Annotated in this window: 9 protein-coding genes; 4 read left to right on the forward strand and 5 right to left on the reverse strand. The window is 62.2% G+C overall.

Going from position 1 to position 12,299, the window contains the following annotated elements; all coding sequences use genetic code 11:
* Positions 1 to 42: 42 nt before the first annotated feature.
* Entirely contained in the window at positions 43 to 2,817 is a 2,775-nt protein-coding gene (locus AC0V6T_RS13235; RefSeq protein ID WP_486127583.1) for a [protein-PII] uridylyltransferase, read from the forward strand.
* A 117-nt stretch (positions 2,818 to 2,934) separates the two neighbouring features.
* Positions 2,935 to 5,244: a TonB-dependent receptor gene (locus AC0V6T_RS13240; protein ID WP_007165971.1), complete on the forward strand. Its 2,310-nt coding sequence runs from the start codon at positions 2,935 to 2,937 to the stop codon at positions 5,242 to 5,244.
* A 71-nt stretch (positions 5,245 to 5,315) separates the two neighbouring features.
* On the opposite strand, the gene AC0V6T_RS13245 is transcribed toward AC0V6T_RS13240, so the two are convergent.
* Together AC0V6T_RS13245 and AC0V6T_RS13250 are read right to left on the reverse strand one after the other, a co-directional pair.
* Positions 5,316 to 5,783 (reverse strand): hypothetical protein, encoded by a 468-nt coding sequence (locus tag AC0V6T_RS13245; protein WP_486127586.1) that lies wholly within the window; start codon positions 5,781 to 5,783, stop codon positions 5,316 to 5,318.
* Entirely contained in the window at positions 5,780 to 6,466 is a 687-nt protein-coding gene (locus tag AC0V6T_RS13250; protein ID WP_486127588.1) for a YggS family pyridoxal phosphate-dependent enzyme, read from the reverse strand. The genes AC0V6T_RS13245 and AC0V6T_RS13250 overlap by 4 nt, the downstream gene beginning before the upstream one ends.
* Positions 6,467 to 6,487: 21 nt before the next feature.
* Between AC0V6T_RS13250 and AC0V6T_RS13255 the strand changes: the two genes are divergently transcribed.
* Both AC0V6T_RS13255 and AC0V6T_RS13260 read left to right on the forward strand, forming a co-directional pair.
* On the forward strand, positions 6,488 to 7,018 hold the full coding sequence (locus tag AC0V6T_RS13255) for a thiamine phosphate synthase (protein ID WP_486127590.1): 531 nt from the start codon (positions 6,488 to 6,490) through the stop codon (positions 7,016 to 7,018).
* 76 nt (positions 7,019 to 7,094) lie between these two features.
* Positions 7,095 to 9,491, forward strand: a complete 2,397-nt coding sequence (locus AC0V6T_RS13260) for a DNA translocase FtsK (RefSeq protein ID WP_486127592.1) — start codon at positions 7,095 to 7,097, stop codon at positions 9,489 to 9,491.
* A 3-nt stretch (positions 9,492 to 9,494) separates the two neighbouring features.
* On the opposite strand, the gene AC0V6T_RS13265 is transcribed toward AC0V6T_RS13260, so the two are convergent.
* The 3 genes from AC0V6T_RS13265 to AC0V6T_RS13275 are packed head-to-tail and all read right to left on the reverse strand — an operon-like array spanning position 9,495 to position 12,297.
* Positions 9,495 to 10,013 carry a GDYXXLXY domain-containing protein gene (locus tag AC0V6T_RS13265; RefSeq protein ID WP_007165966.1) on the reverse strand — a complete coding sequence of 173 codons (519 nt, stop codon included), beginning with the start codon at positions 10,011 to 10,013 and terminating at the stop codon, positions 9,495 to 9,497.
* Positions 10,010 to 11,167 (reverse strand): DUF2157 domain-containing protein, encoded by a 1,158-nt coding sequence (locus tag AC0V6T_RS13270; protein WP_486127594.1) that lies wholly within the window; start codon positions 11,165 to 11,167, stop codon positions 10,010 to 10,012. The genes AC0V6T_RS13265 and AC0V6T_RS13270 overlap by 4 nt, the downstream gene beginning before the upstream one ends.
* 50 nt (positions 11,168 to 11,217) lie before the next feature.
* Complete coding sequence (locus AC0V6T_RS13275; protein ID WP_486127596.1) at positions 11,218 to 12,297, reverse strand: substrate-binding domain-containing protein; 1,080 nt, start codon at positions 12,295 to 12,297, stop codon at positions 11,218 to 11,220.
* Positions 12,298 to 12,299: the final 2 nt, after the last annotated feature.

Here is a 12,299-nt window from a genome sequence, read left to right on the forward strand (position 1 = left end):
TATCGGGGCCTGCCGCGCATTTTCGCATAGGCGAGGGACGCTGTGACTGACTGGAGCCTTCCCAGTCGCCGCGTCCCTCGCCAGCGCGCCATTATCGACCGGCGCGCGCTGACGGGTGACATCGCCGCGCTGTGCGAAGAGCATGGCGACAAGGCGCGCCCGCAAATCCTCAAATCGCTGCAAACTGCGCTCGCCGACGGGCGCAGCGAGCTTGAGGACCGGCTGATCGAGAAGCCTTCAGCCGGGCACGAGATCACGGTCGGCTATGCTTTCCTGACCGATCAGCTGATCCGCGTGATTCATGATTATGTGACCAGACACGTCTTCCCTGCCGGCAACCGCACAACTGCAGAGCGCCTCGCGATTGTCGCTGTCGGCGGATACGGCCGCGCGGAAATGGCGCCGCAATCGGACGTCGACATCGCCTTCATCACTCCGATGAAGCGCTCGCCCTGGTGCGAGCAGGTGATCGAGGCGATGCTCTATCTGCTGTGGGATCTCGGCCTCAAGGTCGGCCATTCGAGCCGCACTGTCGCCGACACCATGCGCATGGCGAAAGAGGACCTGACGATCCGCACCGCGCTGCTCGAAGGGCGCTTCGTGTGGGGGGATCAGGACGTCTACGAGGAGCTACGACAGCGTTTCTGGGCCGAAGTCGCACGCGGCAACGAACGCCAGTTCCTCACGCAGAAACTCGAAGAGCGCAACCAGCGGCACAAGCGCATGGGCGACAGCCGCTACGTCGTCGAACCCAATGTGAAAGAGGGCAAAGGCGGCCTGCGCGACCTGCAGACGCTATATTGGATCGGCAAGTTCATGCACCGCGTCGAAAGCGCCGCCGATCTGGTCGATGTCGGCCTGCTGACTGCGGCTGAATATCGCAGTTTTCGCCGCGCGGAGGGGTTCCTGCTCGCGGTGCGCTGCCACATGCATGTCCTGACGGGCCGCGCGGAAGATCGCCTGACCTTTGACCTGCAACGCCAGATTGCCGAGCGCATGAACTACGCCGACCGCCCCGGCAAAAGCGCGGTCGAACGCTTCATGCAGTACTACTTCCTGCAAGCGAAACGCGTCGGTAGCCTGACCGGCGTCTTCTTGGCTCACCTCGATGATGAGCACGCCAAGAAACGCACGCGCACGGGCTTTTTCGCCGGATGGAGCGCCAAGCCGCGCTACCTCAAGGGCTACGTGGTGCAAGGCGGGCGGATCAAGGCTCCGGGTGACAAGTGGTTCGAGGATGATCCGGTCCGCCTGATCGAAATCTTCCAGATAGCAGAGGCCGAGGGCCTTGAAATCCACCCGGAAACCATGCGCCAGGCCGACCGCGATGCGAAGCTGATTGATGCCGAGGTGCGCCGCGACAAGCGTGCAAACGCGCTGTTTCTCGACGTTCTGGGTGGCCGCAAGGATCCCGAAACGTCGCTTCGCTGGATGAACGAGGCGGGCGTTTTTGGTCGCTTCGTGCCCGACTTCGGCAAGGTCAACGCGCAGATGCAGTTCGACATGTATCACCACTACACGGTCGACGAGCACACGATCCGGGCCATCGGTCTGCTCTCGCAGATCGAACGCGGCTTGCTCGAAAAGGACCATCCGCGCGCCACCCGCGAGATCCATAAGGTCGCCTCGCGCCGCGCGATCTATGTCGCGGTGCTGCTGCACGACATTGCCAAGGGCCGCGGCGGAGACCATTCGGTTCTCGGCGCGCAGGTTGCGACAAAGCTGTGCCCGCGTTTCGGCCTCGATGAAAAAGAGACCGAGCTGGTCGAATGGCTCGTCCTGCAACACCTGCTGATGAGCTCGACCGCGCAGAAACGCGACCTCACCGACCCCAAGACGATCGAGGATTTCGTCGGCGAGGTCCGCTCGCTCGAAAGGCTGCGCAATCTTGCAATCCTGACCTGCGTCGACATCCGTGCGGTGGGGCCGGGCACGTGGAACAGCTGGAAAGGTCAGCTGCTGGGCGAGCTTTACGACGCAGCTCAGGAGCGCCTGCGCCTCGGGCACAAGCGAAAGGGTCGCAAGGCACAGGTCAACGCCAAGCGCGAAGCGGTGAGCAGCGCGCTTGGCGACAAGGCCTATCTGGTGGACCAGGTCGGCGAAATCCTGGCCGATGCTTTCTGGATCGCCGAGCCGGTCGACATCATCGCCAAGAACCTCATCCAGTACGAGGAAGCCAGGCGCATCGAGGAGCACCTCTCGATCCACTGCGAGGTGGACGAGGAACGCGGCGCAACACTGGTGAGCGTGATCGCCGCCGACCATCCGGGCCTGTTCTATCGCATCGCCGGAGGCATTCACCTGGCGGGCGCGAACATCATCGATGCGCGCATTCACACCGCGCTCAACGGCTATGCGATCGACAATTTTCTAGTTCAGGATCTTCACGCGAAGCCATTTCGCGAAGAAACCCAGATTGCCCGCCTGAAACAGGGTATCCGCGACGCCTTGCTCGCGCAGGTAGAACTCGTGCCAAAGCTGGCCGCTCGTCCGCTCGCTCATTCGCGGGCGAAGGCCTTCGCCGTGGCTCCCCAGGTCAATTTCGACAATTCGGCCTCGAACCACTTCACCGTCATCGAAGTCACCGCCCGAGATCGCCCGGCGCTGCTCAATCGGCTTGCCCATGCGCTCTACAAGGCGAACCTGATCGTCCAGTCCGCTCACATCACCGCCTATGGCGAGAGCGCAGCCGACACGTTCTACGTGACCGATCTGACGGGTTCGAAAGTAACCGCGCCCGAACGTCTCGCAGAGATCGAGGCAAGCCTGCTCGACGCGGCGAGCGACCAGCGACAAAGGCTGCACGAAAACGCGTAAGACTGTGGCCAATCGGACAAAGCGCCGACCACATTCGACGAGCGCGTGACCAAATAGGTTGCGTTTGCGCTACTGATTTTCTAGACGCGTTTTCCCCTACGTCAGGAGAGGAAATTGATGACTTACAAGACCCCGGCGCGGTCGCTGGCCGCGCTTCTGCTTTGCTCGTGCGCTGCTACCCCCTTCGCAGCCCTTGCCCAAACCAACGAGACCGATGAAGAGCAGACGCAGCAGCGCACCAGCTCGCTCGACTCTATCGGCAACATCGTCGTTACCGGCACCAAGACGCGTGACCCGGAAGACGTTCAGGACGTCGCTCTCGCAGTGACCGCCTTCAACGAAGACACGCTCGAAGCCTTCAAGGTCCGTGATGTCCAGGGCCTCACCTTCCAGGCTCCCAACGTATCGCTCGACCAGATCGGCACCAGCCGCGGCACCGCGAACTTCTCGATCCGTGGTCTCGGCATCAACTCGTCGATCCCGTCGATTGATCCGACCGTCGGCGTATTCGTCGATGGCGTCTATCTCGGCATCAATGGCGGCGTCGTGTTCGACATCTTCGACCTTGAAAGCGTCGAGATCCTTCGCGGTCCGCAAGGCGTCCTGTTCGGTCGCAACGTGACCGGCGGTGCGGTTCTGATCAATACGACCAGCCCGACCGAAGATTTCCGCGGCAAGTTCCGCGCAGCGGTCGACGGCCCCGTCGATGGTGGTCGCGGCGGTGAAAACTACACCGCAAGCGGCGTGCTTTCTGGTCCGATCATCGAAGACAAGCTGCTGTTCAAGGTTGCTGGTTACTACAACAACGATCGCGGCTATTTCGAAAACCAGTTCGACGGCTCGAACTTCGGCCAGGCAGAGACTTACATCGTTCGCGGCGCACTCGAAGCGCGTCTCGGCGATCTCACGCTGACGGGTAAGGTTGATTACTTCGATTCGACCGGTGACGGCCCGGCCGCACAGAACCGCGGCATCTTCGAGCGCGACAGCTTCGACTTCGCAATCGACAATGCCGGTTCCTACTCGACCGAGATCCTCACCACCTCGCTTACCGCAGAGCTGGATATCGGACCGGGCACGCTGACCAACATCTTCGGCTACCGCGACTACAGCGCGGAAACGGATGCCGACATCGACGCGACCACCCTGTTCCTGTTCCACTCGAACACCGAGACCGAGCAGGACCAGATTTCGAACGAAATCCGCTACGCTGTGTCGACCGACAACTTTGACCTCACGGTTGGCGGTTTCTACTTCGACCAGACGCTTGCCTACACCGAAGTGCGCGACATTCCGGTCTCGACGCCGCTCTCGTTCTTCGGCGGCGGTCGTCAGGAACATGAAGTGCTCGGCGTTTTCGCGAACGGCCAGTTCTACCTCACCGACAGCTTCTCGGTCATCGGCGGCATCCGCTGGAGCCAGGAAACCAAGGACGCAGACGTCACCTACGTGCGCCCGCGCCCGGCTTGTTCGGTCGTGGACCAGACTTGCCCGACCACTGGCGTCAATCCGTTCATTCCTACCGAGAACAACGGCTTCTCTGACCGCGTTCGCTTCCGCAACGTGTCGCCGAAGCTGGGTGTCCAGTACGAATTCGCGAACAGCCAGGTCTACGGTCACTGGACCCGCGGCTTCCGTTCGGGCGGCTACAACTTCCGCATCACCAACGCGAATGCGTTTGAAGCGATCGTTGCGCAGCCTGGCTTCAACTTCTTTTTCGGGGAAGAGCAGGTCGACAACTTCGAGATCGGCGGCAAGTTCCAGACCGAGGACGGCGCCTTCACGCTCAACGTTGCAGCCTACATCACCAAGATCGAGGACATGCAGCGCGAAGTGAACCAGTCGGACCCGGTCTCGGGTGTGGCTCAGTCGATCTTCAACACCGCTGATGCAACCATCACCGGCTTCGAAGCCGAAGCGCGCATGCGTGTTTCCGACAACCTGCTGTTCACCGCGAACATCGGGATCATCGACGACGAGTATGACGAGATCCTGTTCGACATTTCGGGCGATGGCGTGATCAACGATACCGACCTCGACCTGCGCCTGCCGCGCGTTCCCGAAGTAACCTGGGGCGTCGGCCTGCTGCACGAACTGTTCCTCGGCGACAGCGAAGTCATCACCCGCGTGAACTACCAGTACCGCGATGAATTCGCCTACACCGACGACAATCGCGGTTTCGTTCAGGACATCAGCAACCTTGAAGCCAACATCACGTGGAACACGCCGATGGATGGCCTCAGCTTCTCGATCTATGGTCGCAACCTGTTCGACGAAGTGCAGGTCGGCGGCGATACGCAGATCCCGTTCGGCGGTCCGCTTTCCAACGGCATCAACCGTCCGTTCGATCCGCTGCCCGGCGCAGGCACCTTCTCGCCGCTTCAGCGCGGACGGAACATCGGTGTCGAAGCTGTCTTCGAATTCTAATCGATCCGGCTAGATACCGAACACCGAAAGGGCGCTCCGGCAACGGGGTGCCCTTTCTTGTTTGGACGGCGTCAGTCTTCGGTGATGAGCAGCAACACGTTCAGCTGGCGATCGAAACCGACAAACGCCCATTCATTCGGCGCCTTGGAAATAGGATTCCACAACCCGTCATAGCGGTTTGAGACGACCGTTCGGTCCCCGGGATCGAACAGTGCGAGAAACTCTTTCGAACAGGCGCGGGCGCTCTCTTCCGGGAGCCATTGCTTGCTGGGATTGGCGATATCTTTCGACAGCGCCTCGACCAGTTGATGCTCCGCTGAACGCGGGCCATGCGCATCGGGAGTCGCATCCAGCAATTCCCAATTGAACCCGATGCGTTTGTATCCGAACTCGCCCACGAAATTATCGGCGATAACGGCGTGCGGCGCGATATCACCTTTGCCTTCGACATGGATGAGGAGCGTGGCGGCCCCGTTGTTCAGCCGGGGAAGCCAAGTCGTGCGAAACTGCTCGACCGCCTCGTTTGGCCCTTCCGTCACCCGCGCGCCCCGAAGAGCGCCGTACCCACGCGCACATGAGTCGCGCCGAGCTGCACCGCGGTCTCGTAATCGCCGCTCATCCCCATCGATAGGCCGCCTTCGTCGCCGGTGAGCCCGTTATCCTTGGCAAGCTTGGCAAGAAACGCGAAGAACGGCGCTGCTTCGGTGTCAGCGGGCGGCAGGCACATCAGGCCTGCGATTGGCACGTTCGCCGCGCGCACTTTCTCCAAAAAATCTGGCAGTTCAGCAATCGGACAACCGCCCTTCTGGTCCTCGTCGCCGATATTGACCTGCACGAAGCAGGGCACGCGCTTGCCCGACTTGTCCATTGCCTTGGCAAGCGCCTTGAGCAGGCTCGAGCGATCGAGCGAATGGATCACATCGAACAGCTCGACCGCATCTTCGGCCTTGTTCGATTGCAGCTGGCCGATGAGGTGCAACTCGACGCCGGAATAGGCCTCGCGCAATTGCGGCCATTTTTCCTGCGCTTCCTGCACGCGGTTCTCGCCGAAGACCCGGTGGCCCGCCTCAAGCAATGGTTCGATCTTGTCCGCCGGATGCGTCTTGCTCACGGCAATAAGCGTCACATCCGCAGGCTCGCGGCGGGCGGGCTTGCACATGCGCGCGATGTTGCTTTCAACCTCGGCCAGACGGCTTGCTGCACTTTGCGTGTCGTTTTCCATTGGCCGCGATATAAAGCCCCGATGGCGCATATAAAGCCCCTCCCCGAACTCTGGCTCATTTCCGATGCCCGCAACGACGCTGTGCTCGAAGACGCGATTGCGCGCCTGCCGAAGGGTTCAGGGTTCGTTTTCCGGCACTACCACCTTGGGCCGGACGAGCGCGCGACACGGTTTGCGGCGCTGCTTCCGATGCTTCGTGATGGAGGGCATTGGGCCATAGTTTCGGATAGCTTTTCTGCCGCGGAAGAATGGGGTGCGGACGGGGTCTACGGCGCTCTGGACGCAATCCCGACATCGGACCTGCGCTGGATCGCCACGGCTCACAACGAGGGCGAGATCGCCGACGCCAATCGATACGGCGCCGATGCCGTGATGCTGTCACCAGTCTTTCCAACACGCTCGCATCCGGACGGCGAAACGCTGGGCGTGGATCGGTTTCGCAAGCTCGCGGCGCTTTCGAAAGTCCCGGTTATCGCACTTGGCGGCATGAACAAGTACCGCGCCGAGCAGCTTGGCTGGCCCCGCTGGGCCGCGATTGACGGTTTAAGTTGAGGCTCGACTGACCGCAGCATCCTTGACCCCGAGTCGCCAAGGATTCATGGTGTGTTCTCATTCAAGGAGCTCCACCATGGCGACCCGCGCTGTGAACACTCGCAAAGCCCCGACTGCCGACTGGCGCATTGGTCTGCAGCGCTCGATCCGCCGGATCGGCCAGATTACCGGCGCCGGCGTGCTTTTTGCCGCGATGGTGTTTCTTGCGCTCTCGCTAGCGAGCTACACCCAAACCGATCCGAGCGCGTCCACGGCGGCGGACCCCGCTTCGGTTGCAAACTGGATGGGAAGCTGGGGCGCGTGGATAGCCGACCGGGTGCTATTCCTGTTTGGTCTGCCAAGCCTGTTGCTGCTGCCTTTGCTTTATATCTCGGCACGCCGCCTGTGGCGCGATGTCGAGATGGACGATGTCGAGGGTGAGCGCACCCGCTGGTGGCTGCCCACGGCGATGCTGCTGCTTGCGATCATGCTTCTTGGCACCGTCCTGTCGCTGACGTTCGAGAATGCTGGCGGCACTCTGCCAGCCCAGCTTGGCGGCGTGTCGGGCCTGCTCGGTGCGGCGGGCATTGAAGCGGTCGCGGCCCGCACGGGTGAAGCGGCGTCGGGCTGGGTGACCTTGGGCGCTGCGCTTGCGAGCCTTGCCGGGGCGACGGCGCTTCTCACCCGCATCTTCGCGATCGACTGGCGCTCGCTGCTCACCCTTCCCAATTTCATTGCCGCTGGCGCAAATTCAATTCTCTCGCGCTTGCCGTTTGGTCGCCGCGAAACCGCGCTCACTTTCATCGATGGAGATGACGAGGTCGCCCCCCCCGCTGCCAAGGCGCGGCGCAAGGCGAAACCCGATGCAGAGGTCAAACCCGATCCCACGCCTCGCCGCGCGCCGGAGATCAGCGACCCATCGGCTCCGCCCAAACGCGCCAATCCGGCAACGAAGAAGAACCAGCGCGACATGTTCGCCGATTTCGAACTGCCGAGCCTAGAGCTTCTTGAAGACCCACCAGAGGACAGCGCGCCCAAGCTCGACAAGATGGCGCTGGAGCGTAACGCGCGCCTCCTCGAAAACGTGCTCGACGATTTCAACGTGAAGGGCGAGATCACGGCCGTCCGCACGGGCCCGGTCGTAACGATGTACGAACTCGAACCCGCACCGGGGATCAAGGCGAGCCGCGTCGTAGGCCTTGCCGAAGACATTGCCCGCAACATGAGTGCGATCTCAGCGCGCGTTTCGCCGATCCCCGGCAAGACGGTGATGGGCATCGAGCTGCCCAACTCCGACCGCCAGATGGTGATGCTGAAAGAGCTCGCCGCCTCGGCCAGCTTCGCCGAGCACAAGGGCAACCTGCCGATCATTTTGGGCAAGGATATCGCTGGCGAACCGATCATCGCCGACCTTGCCGCCATGCCTCACCTTCTGGTCGCAGGCACCACCGGTTCGGGTAAGTCGGTTGGCCTCAACTGTATTCTGCTCTCGCTGCTCTATCACTTTACGCCTGCCGAGTGCCGGTTGATCCTGATCGATCCCAAGGTGCTGGAGCTCAAAAGCTACGACGACATCCCGCACCTCCTCTCGCCTGTGGTGACCGAGCCGCACAAATCCGTGCGCGCGCTTAAATGGGCGGTCGAGGAGATGGAGAAGCGCTACCGGATGATGTCCTCCGTGAATTCGCGCAACATCAATTCGTTCAACGAGAAAGTGCGCGCCGCGATCGCAAAGGGCAAACCTTTGGGCCGCCGCGTGCAGACCGGGTTCGACCCCGATACGGGCGAGCAGCTCTATGAAGAAGAACAGCTCGATTACGAGCCGCTGCCGCAGATCGTCCTGATCGTCGACGAGCTTGCAGACCTCATGGTCACGGTGGGCAAGGAAATCGAGGTCCTTATCCAGCGCCTGAGCCAGAAATCGCGCGCCGCCGGTATTCACCTCATCATGGCGACGCAGCGCCCGTCGGTCGATGTCATCACCGGCGTGATCAAGGCAAACCTGCCGACCCGCATCAGCTTCAAGGTGACGAGCCGGATCGACAGCCGCACGATCCTTGGCGAGCAGGGCGCCGAGCAGCTGCTGGGCAAGGGAGACATGCTCTACAAGCCGAACACCGGCGCGACCGTGCGCGTCCACTGTCCGTTCGTCTCGGACGAGGAAGTGGAATCGGTCGCCGACTTCTGGCGCGCGCAAGGATCGCCTGAATATGTCGACGCGGTCACCGAAGAGCCCGAAGATGGCGGCGGCTTTGCGTTCGAGGACGAGTTTACCGCCTCCGACAACCCGGACGAGCGCAAGTATCGCCAGGCCTGCCAGATCGTGATCGAGAACCAGAAAGCGAGCGGCAGCTGGCTCCAGCGCCAGATGGGCGTCGGCTACAACACGGCTGCCAAATGGATTGAGCGCATGGAGAGCGAGGGGCTGGTGGGCCCAGCGAACCACGTCGGACGGCGCGAAATCTTCCGCGATCAGGACGGCAATCCAATTTAAGCGTTACTCGCTGGCAGCATCCTCACGCTCGGCCTGGGTCAAAGGGCGCATGGTGATGTCGATCGGGACGAGCCGACGATTGCTGCCAAGCCTCACCCGCACCACTCCGCGCATGTCGGGATCGCGAAGCGCGCGGTCGAGCTCGCCTGCCCTCTCTTGGCCAACATAAAGCCTGCCTAGAAGCAGGCTGTTTGAACCGTAGACCCCGCCGTAATCGGCCTCCGCCGGATAGGGGCAGTCGCCAAATTCGCCTTCGATGCGCCGCACCAGCGGCGGTCCCGGCGGATCGCCTTCGAGACACAGCCGCGCCGGCGGGTCACCCATACCGAGCCGGTCGTCGAGGCCGTTCCAGTCGTAGGAGAACTGGACATAATGGCCGCGCAGAAGGTCGCGCGGATCGTAGCCTCTGATCTCTACGTCCCATTCGGTCCCCTGCCGGCTCTCATAATCGGTCCAGCCCCACAAAGCTGCGAAGCCCACCAGCGGCAAGACCAGCGCTGATAAGCGAAGCGCACGGTTCATGGCGTCTGCTCCTGCGTCTCTCGACCGGGTGCATAGACTTGCGACACGCGCACTGCGCCCCATGCGACGGCGAGGATCATGAGGCCCGAAAGGATCAGGCCAAAGCCGGAAAGGAGTAGGTCGCTTGCGAGCTCGAAGCTCAGGATAATCAGCCGCAAGGCCACCACCGCCACTGCCAGCTGAAACGCTCCGCGCGCATCGATTGCGAGAGCAGCCGCAGCGATCCCCACCCAAAGCGCCATGAACAAGCCTGCGGCAAGCAGGTCGATATCGTTGACGCCAAGTGCGAGGGCGATTGTCAGCCCCGATCCTGCCATGACCAGTCCCGAAACGCGTCCCGACAGCCCCGGATTTGCGAGCACCAGCAACAATCCGAAACCGAGCGCCGCTGCGGCTCGCACCAACTGGCCAGTGCTTCCAAGCGGATCGTAATCGCTCTCGAAGCCGCCAAAGCTTGCAATGATGCAGGAAAGCGTCGCGCCGCCAACCGCATAGGTGATCGCGACAAGTTCAAGCTGACGCCAGAAGTCGTGGCGGCCCGAGCGATCACGCATCCATGCAGCGAAAGGCGCAAACAGGCCGGGAAGCGTGGTTGCGATCGCGGCGAGCATCCAGCCGGGTCTTTCCTCGCGCTCGAACAAGGCGCCGCTATCGGCCGCTGCAAAGTCCCATGCGCAGTAAATGCTCGCACCGATGAGCAGCGCGGCGGCAGGCCAGCTGCGACCAAAGATCAGCAGCATCGGGCCGAACAAGATCAGCCACGTGGCAAGCGGCTTCCAGAGCGGCGAACTGGTCTGGTAGACTTGGCCCAGATGGCCAAAGAATGTGAGACCGAGCACGGCAATAACGAACAGCAGCGCTTCGCTCACCCAAGGCGAAATCCGAGCCAACTCCCCCTCGCGCAAGGCGAGCGTCGCGCTTAATCCGATGAGAAGGGCGAGGTGCACCGCAAGCCGCAACTGGCCGGGAATCTCTTCCCAGTTTGCAGCCACGACGGAGATGATGCCCAGCCCGATCGCGAGCGCGCCAAGGCCGAACACCGCCCATAGTGCAAGCGGACGCGCGTGCTCGGCCTCGTAATCGACGAGGCGCTGCGCGGTGGCGCTGTCGATAAGCCCGGCATCGCGCCAGGCCGCGATCTTGCGATTGCTCATGCGATCAGACTAGCGCCAGCCAATGCCAGCACAAGTCTGACCGGGATAAGTCAGCCTTCTTCGGCTGCGGCTTCAGTCTGCGAGGAAGGACCGGTCATAACCGTCTGGCCCTCGATCACCGCAGCGCTCGCAGCCTGATCGGCGTCGGTCAACGGGACAAGGCCGATATCGGCAAGCGGACCTTCGGCACCCCAGCTCTGCGCCCATTGTGCGAGATAGTTCTCAAGGCCCGGCGTCACGCCGATGTGTGCTTTCTTGACGTAGATGTAGAGGGCGCGCGATCCAGCATAGCTGCCGTCGGCAATCGTCTCAGCGCTTGCCTCCACGCCTCCAATTGGCAGGCCCTTCACGCTCTCCGCGTTCTCGTCGAGATAGGAATAGCCCAGCACGCCGATAGCGCGCGGATTGTTGGCGACCTTGCGAACGAGCAGGTCGTCCTGCTCGCCCTGGTCGAGATAGGCCTCGTCGCTGCGCAGTTCATGGCAATCACGCTCGAACTGGGCTGGATCGCTTTCTTCGAGCGCTGCCATTTCGCTGTTCCGGCGACAGGCAGGGGTCATGATGACGTCGAGAAGCGCGTCGCGCGTACCCGATGTCTCGGGCGGACCGTAAACGATGATGGGCTCGCTCGGCAGGCTGCTGTCGACGTCCGACCAGTTCTCCGCGGTCTGCTCTTCGCCCAGCGGCATTGCGGCGAGCGCGTTGTAGATGATGCCCGGCGTCAATTCGAGTTCGATGCCTTCGTCCATGGCGGATACAAAGACGATCCCGTCGCGGCCCACCTTGACCTCGATGATGTCGGACACGCCATTGGTCCGGCACCGCTCAAACTCGCTCTGGGTCATCTGGCGCGAAGCGTTGACGATGTCGGCGGTCTCAGGACCCTGGCCTGCGCAGAACTCTTCGATCCCTTCGCCGGTGCCGGTGGAGACGATCACCGGTGCAGCGGCGCCTTCATTGCCTGCGACGTAGTCTTCGGCGACCTTTTGCGCGAACGGATAGACCGTTGAAGAGCCGACAATCGAAATCGGTTCGGGACCGGCTTCGACTTCGCTTCCACCACATGCGGCGAGCACGGCGAGCGAGGCACCGACAAGCAGGTTGCGGGCGGAGAGGATTGGTTGGGTCATGG

Source organism: Erythrobacter sp. S158 (assembly GCF_057364915.1).